Consider the following 15791-nt stretch of genomic DNA (forward strand, 5'->3'; position numbering starts at 1 on the left):
CAAGAAACCCACCCACCTTCCCCCGTTACCTCAGGCGGCGACGGGCGGGTCAGCTCACGGTTGCGCGGCCCAGAGCAGAGCCCGACCCAACTGCGGCTGGAGCCCCTTGGGGTGCAGCCGGAACGTCGGGTTGCTGCCGAAGAGCACCACACCGTTGCCGCCGGGGCTCACGCTCCGGACGATGCTGGCCTGGTTCGCCGCGGCGGACTGCCCGTTCGCCCCGGAGGTCGCCCACCAGCCGGCGAGCAGCGGATCGGCGGCGTACGACTGCTCCACGGTCACCCCGGCACCGAGGTCGGTGAACCAGACCGGCTGGCTGATGAACGTGTACGGACTGGCGTCGGTGCTCACCGGACCACCCCGGTTGACCACGTTCGCCACCCCGCTGGCCAGCGACGGTCCGGCGGTCGCGGTGACGCTCAGCAGGGAGGTGGCGTTGCCGAAGTTCGCCCCGGCGGTCCCGAGACCGACGACGCCGCCGCCCCGTGCCAGGAACGCGTCCAGCGCGGCACGGTTCTCCGGCGTCAGCGCCGCCACGTTCAGGTTGCTCGACACCAGCAGCACGTCGACCTCGTCGGTCAGCGTGCCGGCCAGCGTCGCGGCGGTCACCGCCTGCGCCTCGAAACCGAGGGCGGCCAGGGTGTCGCGCTGCTCGACGCCACCCAGGTACCCGACGACGATCTCACCCACCGGGGTGCCCTGCCAGCGGGCCGGAGCCCGCTCGAACGTGACGCCGTGCGTCCGCACCGCCTCCTGGAGCAGCTTGCGGCTGCCCGGGGTGGACGGCACCACCACCGATCCGTCGGCCGACCGGTACACCCGCAGCCCCTTGCGGACCAGCGAGTTGACCACGAGCAGGTCGGCGGCGTCCTGGATGTCCAGCCGGAGATCGGCACTGGCCGGCGGCAGCGTGCCCTGGGCCACCCCGTCGTAGACCCGGGTCAACTGCACCGTCGGCAGCTTCTTGTCCCAGAGCGTGTCGACGGTGGCGCCCCAGGTCAGCCCCTGGCTCCACGCGGCCGGGCCGGCGTACAGGTCGTCCACCCGGTCGGTCAGGTCGATGCCCGGTTCGAGCAGCGAGTTGACCAGGCCACGCTTGGGCTGGTGCAGGTCGACCACGTACGAACCGGCGGGGTAGCTGCGGCCGTCGGCGCGGAACGACTTCTTCGCCTTCCACACCCGACCGCCGCTGCCGATCAGCAGGTCGACCAGGCGCGCGGCGGCCGGCTCGGAACGCTGTCCGGGACCGGTCGGGATGACGTACGCCCGGGGGAAGACGGTGTTGTAGTTGTCCTCCGGGCCCCAACCCGGCACGAAGTCGTCGGGGATGTCCCGCAGCGGCTCACCGGCCCACCCGCGCCGGTACACCTCCGCCTGGTCGAACAGCACCTGGGCGCGGTTGTCCTGGATGTACTGCAACGAGGACTTGATCGCCACCTCGTGCACGTCGGTGTTGATCGCGGATCGGCGGAGGCGCTCCTCCGGCGTCAGGTTCGCGCCACGCGGGTTGAGCGGCGCCTCGATCGTGTACGGGATGCTGCTCTGCAACAGCGCGAACGACGGCACGTAGATCGGCGGGAAGTCGTCCCACACCCCGGGAGCGTCGTCCCGGAACGGGATCCGGGCCCGCTGCGTCTCGGGGTGACCGAGCGCCCGCAGGTCCCTCTCGATGCCCAGCGCGTTCGGCAGGGCGTGCTTGATGAACAGGTCGTACTCGTTGTTGACGTTGTGCGGCGGGGTGCTCGGGTGCAGCAGCGTCGGGTTGACGTAACCGTGCAGGTCGAGCGTGATGATCGGCTTGGTGTCGATGGTGAGTTCGCGGATCAGGTTCGTCTCCGGCTGCGAGACGATGGTGAGGTCCCGGTTGAGGTCGTAACCGTTCGCGTTGGCCCGGGTGCCGGCGATCCGGCCGGTCGGGTTGGCGGTGACGTTGACGATCAGCCGGTTGCGCTCCAGCAGCGTCGCCACCTCGGGATCGGTGCTGGTGGCGTACTCCTCGATGACCCGCAGCGCCGCGTCGGTGCCCTCCCACTCGTTGCCGTGGATGTTGGCGTTGACGAACAGCGGCGTCTTGTACCCGGCCAGCAGCTTGCGGTCGGTGCGGGCCCGGACCGGGTCCTCCTCGATCAGGCGCTTCCACTCCTCCTGCTGGCGGGCCTCCTTCCGGGACTCCGGGGCGGTGACGACGACCGCGTACAGGTCGTGGCCGCCGCTGGACCGGCCGGCCACCCGGGCGGAGACCCGGTCACTCGCGGCCTGCAGGGCGTTCAGCTTCGGGGCGATCTCGTCGTAGGGGATGACGCCGATCGGGATGGAGGCGTCGGCGGGGTTGTCCGGCCAGACCGGCAGCACGTTCTGCCGGGGGTAGCCGGCGATCTCGTGCAGGCCGGGCGCCGACGGTGGTACCGCCGGCAACGCCGAGGCGTTCGCCGGTGCGGCCCAGGCCGTCGTGCCGAGCAGGGTGAGGGCGAGCCCGGCGGTGGCCAGACGTATGGACGTTTTGTGCACGATGGACAGCTCTCCTGTCGGGATGGAGCGGTGCCGGTGACGGGCGCGACGGTAGGGCCGGAGACCTAACGCGGATGGCGACGCCCGCGACGGGCGAAAGGGGGGAACCCGGCGTCAGCGGCAGGGTCGACAGGCGGCGCTGGCGACGCGCAGGAGGTCGATGTGACCTCGCTTGGTCAGATAGGCGCTTCGCACGCTGAGGATCTTTCCCCGGACGATCCCCGGATGTCAATGCGCTGGCCGTGCGCGTCACACTGTCGGTGGGTCAGCGCGGCACGACGCCGTTCTGGTATGCCCAGACCACCGTCTGCAACCGGTCCCGTACGCCGATCTTGGCCATCGCCCGACCGAGGTGCGACTTGACGGTGCTCGTCTCGATGAACAGCTCGGCGGCGATCTCCACGTTCGACAGGCCCTGGGCGAGCAGCCCGACGATCTCGGCCTCCCGTGCGGTGAGCTGGTGCGCGGCCACCGCGTCGGTGCGCGGTGCGCCGGTGCGGCGGGCGAACTCGGTGATCACCCGGCGGGTGACCGCCTGGTCGACGAGCCCGTACCCGCCGGCCAGGCGGCGTACCGCCTCGATCAGCTCCTCGGGTTCGCAGTCCTTGAGGATGAACCCGCTGGCACCGGACTCCAGCGCGCCGAAGACGTACTCGTCGAGGTCGAACGTGGTCACCACGAGCACGGCGGGCGGCGTCTCGGTGGCCTCGCCGACGATCCGGCGGGTGGCGGTGAGCCCGTCCCCGCCCGGCATCCGGACGTCCATGCAGATCACGTCCGGCCGGTGCCGGCGGGCCAGGTCGACCGCCGCGTCGCCGTTCGACGCCTCGGCCACCACCTCGATGTCCCCGGCCTGCTCCAGGATGACCCGGAACCCGGCCCGCACCACCGCCTGGTCGTCGACGAGCATCACCCTGATCATGTCGGGTCCCCCTTCGCGGTCGCCGTCGCGGTGCGCGCGGCCTCCGGTGCGGTCGGCAGGCTCACGCTGACCGACCAGCCGCCGTCGGCGGTCGGCCCGGCGGTGAACGCGGCGCCGATGAGCTGTGCGCGTTCCCGCATGCCCACCAGGCCCACGCCGCCGGTGGTGCGGGTGGCCGGCTCGGGCCGCCGGGGCGGCGGGTCGTTGCGTACCTCGAGCGTCACCCGGCGGTCGAGGTAGCGCAGGGCCACCCGGACCGGGGCGCCGGGGGCGTGCTGGCGGGCGTTGGACAACGACTCCTGCGCCACCCGGTAGAGCGCCACGTCGGCGATCGGCGGCACCTCGCGCGGCTGCCCCTCCCGGACGAACTCGACCGGGCCGCCGAGGCCACCGGCGGTGCGGACGAGGTCGTCGAGGACGGCCAGGCCGGGCACCGGGACGGTGCCGTCGCCCGCGTCCGACCCGGTCCGCCCGCGCAGCACCCCCACCACCAGGCGCAGGTTGTCCAGGGTCTGCTTGCCCTGGGCGCGGATCCAGGCCACCCCGGCGCGGGCCGCCGCCGGGTCGCGGTCGATCAGCCGTTCCACCGCCGCCGCCTGCACCACCATGCCGGACAGGTGGTGGGCGGCCACGTCGTGCAGTTCCCGCGCCATCCGGGACCGTTCCGCGCCGATCGCCGCCTGCACGCCCGCCTGCTGCGCCCGGACCGCCTCGTCGGCGCGGACCCGGACCAGTTCGACGTAGCGCCGGTTGGTGGCGACGTAGCCGCCGACGAAGGCCGCGCCGAGGTAGGTCAGGGCACTCGCGGTGAGGCTGCCGAGCGTGGCGAGGAGGAGGTCGGAGGCGGCGAGGACGGCGGTGGCGACCACCGCGCCCGCCGTCTCCGCCAGCGTGGCGACCCCCGCGATCAGCAGCGCCGTCCGGACCGGCCGCAGCGTGCCGACTGTGTACGCGGCGACGAACGGCGCGATGCCCCGGATCGACATCTCCGGCTGGGACAGGCCGACGATCGCCAGTTGCAGGGCGACGACCAGGGCGAGACAGGGCAGCGGACGGACCCGACGCAGGCAGAGCAGCATCGCCTGCACGCCGCAGAGCACGAGCACCGGCCAGGCCCGCGCCGGGTCGACGGGCAGCCCCTCCGCCGGTGCGACGATCCAGAGCAGCATCGCCAGCAGCAGCACGGTGACCACGGTGACCGCCGCCGCGAGCAGGCCGTCCCGGGCGAACCGGCCGGTCACGCCGCGCCGGGTGAGCTGCTCGTCGAGCCGCCTGGTCAGCCGGGGTGACCGGGGCGTCGCCTCGGTCTGCGGATCGGGGTGGGTGCTCATGCGGTGGACTTCCTTGCTCCGGGTCCGTCCCGGATCGACGCGTCAGTAGGAGATGCTAGGCGCGAGCAGCATGAACTCGACGGCGAACCAACCCGTACCGGCCAGCGCCAGCAGGATCAGGGCGCTCGCGGCGACCCGATGCCAGCCGACGCGACGCCGTACGTCGTCGACCAGCCGCACCGTGGCGGGCAGCACCCCGAGCAGGCCGATCAGTTGGAGCGCCTGCACGGTGCGCAGCGAGGTGGCGGAGACGTCCTGCAACCCCATGACGGCCACGACGCTCACCGCCCAGCCGATCAGCGCCAGCAGCGCACCGGCGACCGCGACGCGGCTGAGCACCCGCGCGGTACGCCCCGCCCGGTCCCGACGTGGCCGGCCGAGCACCCGCCGGACCAGGGCGCCGAACGGCCAGGAAAGCACGGTCAGCGCCAGCACCAGGACGGCGGCGCCGAGCACTGGTACGACCACCGCCGTGGCCCGTGCCGGCTCGACCGGCAGCAGGGTGAACGCGGAGTCGTAGCTGATCGCGGTCACCCGGTCGTCGGTGACCCGCATGGCCAGCGTGCGCTGCCCGCCGACCTCGCGCCAGACCCAGGGCGCCACCTCTTCGTACAGTGCCGGGGTCGCCGACAGCGGGCCCGGCTCGAACAGCAGCCGGTTGTCGTCGGCGACACTGACCGTGGTCCGGCCGACCAGGCCGATCGTGGTCAGGAAGTTGCTGTCGATCCGACGCGAGTCGGCGTACGTGCCGACTGCGGCGGCGGCGTGTGCGGCGCTGGTCTCCGCGTCGACGCCCGCCGGTTGGTCCGACGTGGCCGGGAAGTAGCGGTCGGCGAAGCCGTTGACCACCGCCTGACGCAGCTCGTGACTGTCGAATCCGCCCCGGCCGCCGCCGTTGAGCGAGACGAAGATGCCGGCCCGTTCCTGCGGGTAGATCTGCAGGTGCGAGTGGAAGTACATGGTGTCGCCGCCGTGGCCGAGGATGGTTCGGCCGTTGCGGCTCTCGTCGAACAGCCCGAGCGCCATCCGGGGGCCGTCCGCGAGGGTGCCGAGCGAGGTGGCGTCGAGCCCGGGCCGCTGCATCAGCTCGCGGGTGGGCGCGTCGAGCAGCGGACCCTCACCGACCGCCTCGCCGGTCAGCGCCACCATGAAGCGGGCCATGTCGGTGGCCGGTGCGCTCAACGCGCCCGCCGGGGGAGTGCCGACGATCTCGAACGGACCGGCGACACCGGCGGCGTCGTGGCCCTTGGCCATCCGGTCGGCCAGGGCCGGGGGTAGCGGCTGCGCGAACGTCGACGAGGCCATGCCGGCGCGGGCCAGCACGTTGCGGTCGACGTACTCCTCGAACGGCGTGCCGCTGACGCGCTCGACGACGTATCCGGCCAGGGCGTTGCCGTAGTTGGAGTACGCGGGCACGGTGCCCGGCCGGTAGATCTGCTCCGGCGGGTCGGTCGCCAGCGCCCTACGCAGGTCCGGGCTGGCGCCGTCGAGGCCGATCAGGCCGGCGACCCGCTCCTCGAACCCGGCGGTGTGGGTCAACAGGTGCCGCAGGGTGACCGGCTCGTCATAGCGGCGGGGCACGGTGAAGTCCAGGTACTCGTCGACGTCGGCGTCGAGGTCCAGGTCGCCGCCCTGCACGAGCTGGAGCACCGCGACGGCGGTGACCAGCTTCGACACCGAGCCGACCCGGAACAGGTGCCGGTCCGGGTCGACCGGTACGGGCTGGCTTCTGCCGGTGCCGGTGCCGGTGTCCGCGTGGCCGTAGCCACGGGCGGTGAGGATCTCGCCGTCGCGGACGACGGCGACGGTGGCGCCCGGGATTCCGGTCCGCTGGAGCGCGGCGGGCAGCAGGCCGTCGAGCCAGGCGTCGACGTCGGTGGCGTTCAGCGCGGCCGGGTCGGCCGGCGCGCCGGGAGCGGGTGGTGTGGGGATGGACCGGGCGGTCGGCGCGGTGCCGCACCCGGCGGCGGTGGCGGCGACGGCGACAACCGCCACCAGGGTCGCGCCGAGTCGGCGCAGGCGAGAGGCCCGGGACCGGGCGGGATCTTGGGGAGACACGACGGGCTACCTTCCAGGCCGATCGGGTGTCCGGAGGGGTCCGTGTGGCGTCACCCGGCGCCTGGGGAAAGCCTGCGGGAACGGGGACGTGGTGCCATCTGGCGCAGGACGGCATTCGGCCTACGACCTTTGTCGGAAATCGACCCCGCTGCCGAGTTCCGGCATATCGCGCCGACCTCCGGGGTACGTCGATCTTCAGCGACCGTGGCGGGGATGGTGCGCCGGTCTCCCGACCGGGAATTCCCGCCGCCGGAGGAGGAGTGGATGATGTCGATGCGTAGGTGGCTCGCCGGTGCGGGTGTGGCGGCGTTGGTCGTCTCGACGGGGGCGTGTGGTGAGGCCACCCCGGACGCCGCCGCGACACCCGACGTCACGAGCACGCCGGCCGCCAGCGCGACCTCCGCCGCGCCCAGCCCGACGGAGGCATCGCCGTCGCCGACCACCGCCAACCCGCCGGTGCTCTCCGGTGACCGCCAGGTCACCATCACCCGGGTCGACGCGTTCGAGTCGGGGCTTTCGTTGACCGACGAGCGGCTGGCCGAGGTCGACGGCGACGAGGGCCGGCAGTTGTTCGTACCGACCCCGGTCGACGGGCAGACGTTCCTGATCAGGTCGTACCGGGGTGCCGGTGGTGGCCCGGGCACCGGCGAGCCGGTCTGCTGGCAGGTGCAGAACCCGGGCAACTCCCAGCCGCTGCGGGTGCAGGGCGCGGAGTGCAAGGAGAGCGAACCGCGTCAGCTCTTCACCATCGCGCCGAACCCGGAGAACGCGGAGACCTACTTGATCAGCAACAACTCGGCGTTCCTGCGGAACTCGCAGAACAACGGCCTGATCATGGAGGAGCTGGGTGACGCCGCCCCGTTCGACAGCTTCCGGTTCAACGACAACGGGGCCGCGCCGTCGTCGTAATAGTCGTAGTCGTAGATGTAAGGAAGGGTCCCCTGCTATACACCAGGCGATAGCAGGGGACCCTTCCTTACATCCCGGTGCCGTGTCTCAGCCGCGCCGCCACTTCTGGTTCGCGCCGCCGAGGCACTCCCAGAGGGCCAGGCGGGCGCCGTCGGCGTTGACCCAGCCGCTGATGTCGACGCACTTGTTCGCCTGCGGGTTGACCAGGTCACCTGCGGCGGAGAGGACGAACTGCTGGGCCGGGTTGCCGCTACAGGTCGCGATCTGGATCACCGCGCCGTTGTCCCGGGAACCCCAGGCCACGTCCATGCACATGTTGTTCTGGGTACGCAGCGTGCCGTTGACGAAGCTCCACGACTGCGCCGCCGTGCCGTTGCAGTTCCAGGTCTGCAGCGGTACGCCGTCGGAGAAGTTCGAGTTCGGCACGTCGATGCACTTGTTGTTCCAGTTGCTGATCAGCCGGCTTCCGCTGCCACCGCCGGTGGTGACCAGCGTGAGCCCGTACGCGCCGAGGATCTCGTTGACCGGCTGGAACCAGGTCTCCCCGCCGGTGGAGCAGTTGCCCCAGCCGCCGGAGGTGACGCCCTGCGCCTGGTTGCCGCTGAGCCAGGCACCACCCGAGTCGCCGCCCTGGGCGCAGGCGTTGGTGCGGGTCAGGCCATGCACGGCGCCCTGCGAGTAGTTGACCGTCTGGTTGCGACCCAGCAGCGTGCCGCACCGCCAGCCGGTGGTCCGGCCGGACCGGCACACCGAGCTGCCGATCGCGGCGTCCTGGGAGCCCGCCACCGACACGTTGCCGCCGGAGTAGTTGTTCACCCACGGCTGCGGGGTCCAGTTGCTGTTGGTCCGGACCCAGCCGTAGTCGCGGCCGGGGAACGTCGAGCCGGCGAAGGTGCCCTGGGAGACGTTGTTGTAGCCGAGGGTCGGGCTGCCGACCCCGCCACAGTGGCCGGCGGTGACGAAGCCGCCGTGCACCGCGAAGCCGACCGAGCAGAGCGTGTTGCCGTTGATGACGTACTGGTCCCCACCCCGGATGTCGTAGTTGATCCGGGGCGCCTCGACGGACTCCACGATCCGGACCAGTGCCGCGTCGACGCCGCTGGCCTTGACGAAGGCGGCGGCCTCGGCGGTCGCGCCCCGGCCGGCGGTCACCACGATCCGGTTGGTCGTCACGTCGACCGCCCAGCCGTGCACGGCGTCCGGTGGCGCCTTGCCGGCGTGCCGGTCGAGCGTCCGCTTGATCCCCTCCAGGGTGGACTCGCTGCGGGCGGCGGTGGTCACCTCGGCACCTTCGGCGCGTACGGCGGCGGCCAGCGACGGGTCGGTGACGGCCACGGTCAGCCGCGTCCCGCCGGGCGGGATCCAGGCGCCGGCGAAGGCCGTACCGAGTCGGGCGCGCAGCCGGCGCTCGACGGTGGCGGCACCGGCTTCGACGCGGAGCCGGGTCAGCACCTGCGCGTCGGTCAACCCGAGGTCGCGGCGCATCGCGCGGACCATCTCCGGCGCGAGGCCGGTGACCGAGGTGTCGGCGGTGGGGGTGTCGGCGGTGTCGGCGGCGAGGGCGGCCGGCGGGGCGGCGAGTGGGGCGAGACCGGCGACCAGGACGGCGGCCAGGGCCGCGCGCAGGACGCGTGGCGCTCGTGGCATGGGACTCCTCCTATGGGGGTGGGGCGATGCGGGGGCATCGTCGGGAGTTCGGCCAAGAGAGCGCTCTCACGATCAAGTCTGTCGATGTGAACGGTAACTGTCAAGACTCCTGTCAATTGCTGCCGGCGCGTGGTCCGTCCAGGTCGGACGGCACGGCGGTCAGCGACAGGGCGGTCGGGGCGGCAGCCAGCCGAGGAACCGCTCGTGCGACTCGGCCGGATCGGTCCCCGGGTGCCGCTCGGTGAGCTGCCCGAGCGCCTCCTCCCAGAGGGTCGCCAGATAGACCAGCAGATCGGTGCGGCGGGTGCCGTACTCGGCGAGCAGGTCCCGCTTCGCGCGTCCGCACGGCCAGGCGGTCCCGCAGGCTCGGCACCGCCAGGTGGGGCGGGACGCCACATGGTCCCGGCAGCGCGCGGTGGGTACGACGTTCGCCGCTCTGGTCGCGGGCACGGCATGTCCTCCTCCGTCGGCGGGGGGTGGCGCCCGCCCGGCGGCGGCCCCCGGGCGACGAGGGCGGACCCCCACCGAACCACGTCGCCTGACGGATACCTTGCCCAGAGTCTCCGGACAATCACCTAGCGTCGTGGTGTTGGTCGGGGTCAGCCGGCCGGTTGCCGTCGCCGGTGGGAGAGGTCGGCGTGGTGGTGTCCGCCGGGGTGGCTGTCCGGGTCGGTGTGCACGGTCGCGCTGGTCAGCCGGGGTACCGCGTGGGTCAGGCGGTGCTCTGCGTCGGCGGCGATCTCGTGCGCGGCGACGAGGCTGAGCCCGGCGTCGACGACAAGGTCGGCCTCGGCGTGCAGGCGGTGGCCGATCCACCGCAGGCGTACGGCGGTCACGTCCCGGACGCCGTCCACGTTGCGCAGCGTACGTTCGGCCCGGTCCACCAGTGTCGGGTCGACCGCGTCCATCAGCCGGCGGTAGATCTGCCGCCCGGCGTCGGCGAGCACCACGGTGATGGCGACGGCGATGGCGAGACCGACCACGGGGTCGGCCCAGCGCCAGCCGAGCGCGGCGCCGCCCGCCGCCGCGACCACGGCAAGCGAGGTGTAGCCGTCGGTGCGGGCGTGCAGCCCGTCGGCGACCAGGGCGGCCGATCCGATCCGCCGACCGACCCGGATGCGGTAGCGGGCGACCAGCTCGTTGCCGACGAACCCGACGACACCGGCACCGGCCACCCAGGGAACATGACTCATATCGCTCGGATGCAGCAGCCGGTCGATCGCGGTCCACGCGGCGGCGACGGCCGACGCGGCGATGGCCACCACGATGATGATGCCGGCGATGTCCTCGGCCCGCCCGTACCCGTACGTGTAGCTGCGGGTGGCGGCCTTCCGTCCGAGCAGGAAGGCGATGGCGAGCGGGACGGCGGTCAGCGCGTCGGTGACGTTGTGCAGGGTGTCGCCGAGCAGCGCCACCGAGCCGGAGTACGCCACGATGACCGCCTGGGCGGCGGCGGTGATTCCGAGCCCGACCAGCGAGATCCACAGTGCCCGCAGCCCCTCGCGGGAGGTCTCCAGCGCCGGGTCCACCCGGGTACGCGAGTCGTGCGAGTGCGGTACGGCCGCGTGCCGCAGCCGGTGCCACCGGCCGGGTCTGCCGTGGTCGTGGTGATCGTCGTGGCGGTGATCGTCGTGGTGGTGGTGATGGTCGTGCCGGCCCTGGGTCACGTGTCCCCCCGAGGAGAGCGGGGCCTGTGGTCCCGGCGATAATATGTGCTCATGTACGCACGCGACAACGTTGCAGGAGCCAGTGAGCGGCAACAACCCACCCCTGGCGACGGTGAGGTCGAGGCGGCCGTGCAGATGCTGCGGATGCTTGCCGACGGCACCCGCCTTCGCCTGATGTGGCTTCTCAGCGCGGGCGAACACGACGTCGGTTCACTGGTCACGGCAGTCGGTGCGGCCCGCCCGGCGGTCTCCCAGCACCTCGGGAAACTCCGGCTCGCCGGGCTGGTCAGCGTACGCCGAGACGGCCGACGGGCCCTCTACCGCGCCCGCGACGGCCACGTACGCCGACTGGTCGCGGAGACGCTGCACGCCGCCTCCCACCGGGTGACCGGTGCCCCCGAACACGACTGACCGGCCCTATCGTGGCGCCCATGCGCGTACCCGGCTGGCTCGACGACACCCGGACCTCCTACGACACCGTGGCGGCCGACTACGCCGACGCGCTGCGCGGGGCTCTTGCCGGTGAGCCGTTCCAGCGGGGCATCCTCGCCCTCTTCGCCGAGTTGGTCCGCGCCCAGGCGAACGGACCGGTCTGCGACGTCGGCTGCGGACCGGGACGGATCACCGCCCACCTGCGCGCCATCGGCCTGGACGCGTTCGGCGTCGACCTGTCGCCCGGGATGATCGACGTGGCCCGACGGGACCATCCCGGCCTGCGCTTCGAGGTCGGCTCGATGGCCCGTCTCGACCTGCCGGACGGAGCCCTGGCCGGGCTGCTGGCGTGGTTCTCCCTGATCCACGTACCCGACGACGAGGTGCCCGGCGTCCTGGCCGAATTCCGTCGCGTGCTGCGCCCGGGCGGGGTGGTGCTGCTCGGGTTCCAGACCGGGGACGGCAGCCGACACAAGACGGAGGGCTACGGCGGACACCCGATGAACGTCTACGTGCATTACCGCCCACCCGGTCGGGTCGCGGCCTGGCTGGCGGCGGCCGGCTTCACCGTCGAGGCCGAGTTGGTGCACCACCCGGAACCGGAGGTCGAGGGCGGATTCGTCTTCGCCCACCGCTGAGGCGTCTGCGGGTACGTGTCGGAGTGCTTCGCGGTCGGTCCGATGTGCGGTCCACTGCGGCAGCAGCAGGGGAGCGCAGGCCCTGTCGAGCTGAGAGCACAGACGGTTCAGCTCGACAGGGCCCACCCCGCTGTAGGCCACCTGCCCTCAGCTTCGGCCACGGCTCGGACGATCCGCGCACAGGTCAGGACGAGGCGTCCTGCACCAGCCGGAGTTGGCCGATCTCGGCGACGTTCTTCATCAGCTCGGTGTTGACCCAGGCGAGCAGGTGCGCGACGGTGTGTTCCGGATCGCGCGGCCAGGGAAACGGGGCGACCTCGTCGAGGTCGGCGTCGGTGAGCCGGTCCAGTACGGTCAACCACTCCGCCCGCAGCTCCCGCAGCCAGGTGACGGTGGGCTCACCATCGCCCGGCCAGGACACCTCGTCGCGCTCCCGTGGCGTTCGGCCCTGGAGATGGTCGGTGGCCACGCTCCACCACCAGCCGACGTGCCAGGTCAGCCAGGCGATGGTGGGCACCGGGACCGGGTCTGGCTCGGTGTCGGCCCAGTCCGGCACCCACCGGCCGGCGGCGTCCGGGCGGACCGTCCAGGAGAGCGCGGCGACCTCGCGGCGGAAGTGCGCCGGCTCCAGCCGGTCCAGGTGGTACTCGAACAGCGACCAGGTCAGGTCGAACTGCCAGCGCAGCAGGTCACGACGGGAAGACGGCATCCGGCGATCCTCCACGCGGCAGACAGAACTGTCGAGGCAGTTCTGCTGGTGCGTCCACCCTCAGGAGAATCGTGGGTGGGCGAGCGCATCGTTGTGGCGCAGGAATGCCGTGGCCCGGGTGTCGAGTTGCTTGGCGAAGGCAGGGAGACGGGTGCCGAAGCTGCTGAGTTGAGTTCTGATGTTCTTCACGGCCGAAAATGCCCGACCGGAGCTGACGCCGGACATGGCGTCCAGAGCGTGGTTCCAGTTCTCGGTCGCCTCGCGCAGTCGCCCTTGTTTGCATTGCACGTCGGCGAGGTTGGCAAGCGTCAGGGTATGGATGCGTCGGTGCGCCTCGGGGTTGCGGGTGGCGATCGACTGGTGGAGTTGGGTTTCGGCAGCAGGAAGGTCGCCCAGGTCGCGGAGGGCCTGTCCAGCTTGACTTGCCAGGGATGTCTCGGTGAACCCGCTGGTCTGGATCCACGTCGGCTCGTCGTCGGGCAGCGCCTTCGCGAGGTGGGTTTCAGCCGCGTTTATCGCCGCCGAGGCACGGGACTTGTCGTTCGTCGCGGCGTACCCGCGTGCGGTGAGAATGGTGAAGAGCGCGGTTGCGGCCGGGGTCGCTCGTCCCCGCGACCATTCGAGGGAAGCGTCAGCGAGTCGCAGGGCCTCGTGACCATGACCGAGGTCAACCGCCTGGTGCGCCATCGCCCGTAGGGTGAACCCAGCGAGGGGCCGGTCGTCTGCTTCGTTGGCCAGGCGCAACGCTTGCACGTAGTAGCGCTGCGCCAGCCCATGCAGCGAAGAGTCGAAGGCTTTCCAGCCAGCGAGGTAGGTCATCTCGGCCGCCACACTGAACATGGCCCTGCGATCGTCGTCGGTGGCGAAGCGTCCTTGAAGGTATCCGGACACGTCAGACGTGAGGTACTGGACAACAGCGAGGCGGGCATGGCCTCCACCGAACCGCTCGTCGGCTCTGGTGAACACCGCGAGCATGTCCCGTACGACGTCGATCTCGCTGCGACCCACGGGGACGGTTCCCCCTTGGGCACGCCGCCCCCGCTCCACGATCTCCTGCCACGAGTCGAGTGGAACCGCGAGCGCTGCCAGCGAGTACAGGGCGGCGCGTCCTAATTCTCGTCGCTCCAAGTCGGCCCTCCCGATTGTCAGGAGATCGGTGGCCGGGGCGTGCTCCCACCAATCCAGGCCGCCGAGGTCAGGCTCCACACTACCGCCTCTGAGAAGCCCGACATCGATGGGATGTACGACACGGCCGAGCCGGCGGGAGATCGCCTCTGCCAGGAATCGTGCGGTTCTGTCGCTCGGCTTGACTCCGGCGACCCAGTGCCCCACATGAGAGCGGTCGCAGGAGGAAAGAGGCTCGCCATGCTCGCGAGCGACCGCGCGGACGGCTGCGGCGCAGCCGTCATAGGACCACCGACACTCTCTGATGACTGTCAGCAGTTTCTCGTTGCGCTGCCTCGGTGCCCGCGCCATTCGCTGGCCTTCCGTGCTGGATCTGCCGTTCAACGCGTTCCACATGCTTGATGGCTCGTCACGCTTCCGAACGAGGTAGCGAGCCCATTCACTGTACGTAGACCTTACGACACAGGAGGTGAATGCTCGTGGTCGTCGATCTGGTGTCGGTCGCGTTGTTCGGTGGTCTGGTGCCGGGCTTTCTGCTCGGGCTGTTCGCGTTCCGGGTCAAGTCCCGGTGGTGCCCCCACTGCGGAGGGCCCACCATGTCGAGCCCGCCGCCAGCAGGACGGCAGCCGTGACCGGCCGCGAGCGACGCGACCACAACTCGGTGCCGATCGGACGCCGGGTGGCAGAGTTACGCGTCCGTCGGGGCATGAGTCAGCAGGTCTTCGCCGACCGGATCGGCAAGTCGAAGAGCTGGGTCGACAAGGTCGAACGTGGCGTACGCAGCCTGGACCGCTACTCGGTCATCCAGGACATCGCTACGGTCCTGCGCCTCGATCCGGCCACCCTGCTCGGCCCCCGACAATGCTCCTCGCCGGCAGCACCCCGCCCTGACGGGATCGACGCGATCCGCGCCGCCCTCGTCCGCTGCCACCATCAATCCGGCCGGATTGCGCCGCCGGACCAGGCGCGGCAGCAGATCGCGCACGCGTGGATGACCTATCAGCACGCCCATTACGCCCAGCTGTTGCGCGCCCTGCCGGCTCTGCTCGACACGGTTCACCGCACTCCGGCGCTGCTGGTGCCCGCCTACCGGATCACCGCCTCGATGCTGACCAAGCTCGACTCGGCCGACCTCGCCTGGCTCGCCGCCGACCGGGCCGTCACCGCCTCCGCGAGCGACCCCGACGCCACCGGTGCCGCCACCATCGCCGTCAGCCAGGCCCTGCGCGCACTCGGCCGCGACCATCTGGCGCTCACCGCCGCCGTCACCGCCGCCGACCTGCCAGCACACCACGCCGTACGCGGAGCCCTGCTCCTTGAGGCTGGGATCGCCGCCGCCGGTGGCGACGACCGTCGCAACGCCGACGACCTCATCGACCACGCCGCCGAACTCGTCGACCGACATGCTGACGACACCGACCCACACCACACCAGCTTCGGCACCACGACCGTGCACCTGGCCCGCTTCCTCGCCGCCCTGCACCTCGGCGACATGGCGGAAGCGGTGTGCCGCCACGAGAGTGCTGTCCGCCGCGACGGCTGGCGGCAACTGTCCTCCGAACACCGGGCCGCCCACCTCATCGACGCCGCGCGTGCCTACCTCCACGTCGGCAACTACGCCGCAGCCGAACGGGCACTCGTCGACGCCGACACCATCGCACCCGCCGAAACCCGCTACCGCCCCACCGCCCGTACCGTCATCGCCGAGGTGGCCCGCAGCAGCCCTGCCTCCGCTGGCATGGCCCGACTCGCAGCCCTCGCCGGTCTGACCCGGCAGGGCGCGAGGGAGCCGGTCGACCGCGATGATCCGCGCCGAGAATCCTGATTCGGCTGCTGCTGCGGGCG

The 15791-nt window shown here is 71.7% G+C and carries 15 protein-coding genes; 5 read left to right on the top strand and 10 right to left on the bottom strand.

Annotation, left to right across the window (positions count from 1 at the left end; genetic code table 11):
* Nucleotides 1–54: 54 nt before the first annotated feature.
* The 5 genes from ABT008_RS20220 to ABT008_RS20240 form a co-directional block, all read right to left on the bottom strand.
* Nucleotides 55–2508 (bottom strand): M14 family zinc carboxypeptidase, encoded by a 2454-nt coding sequence (locus ABT008_RS20220; RefSeq protein ID WP_350697768.1) that lies wholly within the window; start codon nt 2506–2508, stop codon nt 55–57.
* A gap of 114 nt (nt 2509–2622) precedes the next feature.
* Complete coding sequence (locus ABT008_RS20225) at nt 2623–2703, bottom strand: putative leader peptide (RefSeq protein WP_350697899.1); 81 nt, start codon at nt 2701–2703, stop codon at nt 2623–2625.
* A gap of 70 nt (nt 2704–2773) precedes the next feature.
* A complete protein-coding gene (locus ABT008_RS20230; protein WP_350697769.1) occupies nt 2774–3430 on the bottom strand; it encodes a response regulator in 657 nt (218 codons plus the stop codon).
* Nucleotides 3427–4761 (bottom strand): sensor histidine kinase, encoded by a 1335-nt coding sequence (locus ABT008_RS20235; RefSeq protein WP_350697770.1) that lies wholly within the window; start codon nt 4759–4761, stop codon nt 3427–3429. Before ABT008_RS20235 ends, ABT008_RS20230 begins: the two co-directional genes overlap by 4 nt.
* Before the next feature lie 42 nt (nt 4762–4803).
* Nucleotides 4804–6819 carry a serine hydrolase domain-containing protein gene (locus tag ABT008_RS20240; RefSeq protein WP_350697771.1) on the bottom strand — a complete coding sequence of 672 codons (2016 nt, stop codon included), beginning with the start codon at nt 6817–6819 and terminating at the stop codon, nt 4804–4806.
* Between the two features lie 267 nt (nt 6820–7086).
* Between ABT008_RS20240 and ABT008_RS20245 the strand changes: the two genes are divergently transcribed.
* Nucleotides 7087–7728 (top strand): hypothetical protein, encoded by a 642-nt coding sequence (locus ABT008_RS20245; protein ID WP_350697772.1) that lies wholly within the window; start codon nt 7087–7089, stop codon nt 7726–7728.
* An 87-nt stretch (nt 7729–7815) separates the two neighbouring features.
* Here ABT008_RS20245 and ABT008_RS20250 read toward each other — a convergent pair whose 3' ends face one another.
* The 3 genes from ABT008_RS20250 to ABT008_RS20260 form a co-directional block, all read right to left on the bottom strand.
* Nucleotides 7816–9375 (bottom strand): ricin-type beta-trefoil lectin domain protein, encoded by a 1560-nt coding sequence (locus ABT008_RS20250; protein WP_350697773.1) that lies wholly within the window; start codon nt 9373–9375, stop codon nt 7816–7818.
* 159 nt (nt 9376–9534) lie between these two features.
* Nucleotides 9535–9825, bottom strand: a complete 291-nt coding sequence (locus ABT008_RS20255; protein ID WP_350697774.1) for a flavin reductase — start codon at nt 9823–9825, stop codon at nt 9535–9537.
* 149 nt (nt 9826–9974) lie between these two features.
* Nucleotides 9975–11042: a cation diffusion facilitator family transporter gene (locus ABT008_RS20260; RefSeq protein ID WP_350697775.1), complete on the bottom strand. Its 1068-nt coding sequence runs from the start codon at nt 11040–11042 to the stop codon at nt 9975–9977.
* 51 nt (nt 11043–11093) lie between these two features.
* Between ABT008_RS20260 and ABT008_RS20265 the strand changes: the two genes are divergently transcribed.
* Together ABT008_RS20265 and ABT008_RS20270 are read left to right on the top strand one after the other, a co-directional pair.
* Nucleotides 11094–11453: an ArsR/SmtB family transcription factor gene (locus ABT008_RS20265; protein ID WP_350697776.1), complete on the top strand. Its 360-nt coding sequence runs from the start codon at nt 11094–11096 to the stop codon at nt 11451–11453.
* 20 nt (nt 11454–11473) lie between these two features.
* A complete protein-coding gene (locus ABT008_RS20270) occupies nt 11474–12112 on the top strand; it encodes a class I SAM-dependent DNA methyltransferase (RefSeq protein ID WP_350697777.1) in 639 nt (212 codons plus the stop codon).
* Nucleotides 12113–12296: 184 nt separating this feature from the next.
* Here the strand turns inward: ABT008_RS20270 and ABT008_RS20275 are convergent, their stop codons facing one another.
* Nucleotides 12297–12821 (bottom strand): DinB family protein, encoded by a 525-nt coding sequence (locus ABT008_RS20275; RefSeq protein WP_350697778.1) that lies wholly within the window; start codon nt 12819–12821, stop codon nt 12297–12299.
* A gap of 60 nt (nt 12822–12881) precedes the next feature.
* Nucleotides 12882–14342, bottom strand: a complete 1461-nt coding sequence (locus ABT008_RS30490; RefSeq protein WP_502890467.1) for an NsdA family TPR-like regulatory protein — start codon at nt 14340–14342, stop codon at nt 12882–12884.
* Nucleotides 14343–14425: 83 nt separating this feature from the next.
* On the opposite strand from ABT008_RS30490, the gene ABT008_RS20285 reads away from it, so the two are divergent.
* Nucleotides 14426–14578, top strand: a complete 153-nt coding sequence (locus ABT008_RS20285; protein WP_350697780.1) for a hypothetical protein — start codon at nt 14426–14428, stop codon at nt 14576–14578.
* The gene (locus tag ABT008_RS20290) at nt 14575–15771 is read left to right on the top strand and encodes a helix-turn-helix domain-containing protein (protein WP_350697781.1); all 1197 of its coding nucleotides are present in this window, start codon (nt 14575–14577) and stop codon (nt 15769–15771) included. The genes ABT008_RS20285 and ABT008_RS20290 overlap by 4 nt, the downstream gene beginning before the upstream one ends.
* The last annotated feature ends 20 nt before the right edge of the window (nt 15772–15791 follow it).

Origin of the sequence: Micromonospora sp. NPDC002389, assembly GCF_040296095.1 — a bacterium.
Lineage (GTDB): Bacteria > Actinomycetota > Actinomycetes > Mycobacteriales > Micromonosporaceae > Micromonospora.

What these genes read in the sequence shown, in the direction of transcription:
- ABT008_RS20230 (WP_350697769.1), bottom strand. Translation starts at nt 3,430, where the DNA reads ATGATCAGGGTGATGCTCGTCGACGACCAGGCGGTGGTGCGGGCCGGG.
- ABT008_RS20235 (WP_350697770.1), bottom strand. Translation starts at nt 4,761, where the DNA reads ATGAGCACCCACCCCGATCCGCAGACCGAGGCGACGCCCCGGTCACCC.
- ABT008_RS20245 (WP_350697772.1), top strand. Translation starts at nt 7,087, where the DNA reads ATGTCGATGCGTAGGTGGCTCGCCGGTGCGGGTGTGGCGGCGTTGGTC.
- ABT008_RS20250 (WP_350697773.1), bottom strand. Translation starts at nt 9,375, where the DNA reads ATGCCACGAGCGCCACGCGTCCTGCGCGCGGCCCTGGCCGCCGTCCTG.
- ABT008_RS20265 (WP_350697776.1), top strand. Translation starts at nt 11,094, where the DNA reads ATGTACGCACGCGACAACGTTGCAGGAGCCAGTGAGCGGCAACAACCC.
- ABT008_RS20270 (WP_350697777.1), top strand. Translation starts at nt 11,474, where the DNA reads ATGCGCGTACCCGGCTGGCTCGACGACACCCGGACCTCCTACGACACC.
- ABT008_RS20275 (WP_350697778.1), bottom strand. Translation starts at nt 12,821, where the DNA reads ATGCCGTCTTCCCGTCGTGACCTGCTGCGCTGGCAGTTCGACCTGACC.
- ABT008_RS30490 (WP_502890467.1), bottom strand. Translation starts at nt 14,342, where the DNA reads ATGTGGAACGCGTTGAACGGCAGATCCAGCACGGAAGGCCAGCGAATG.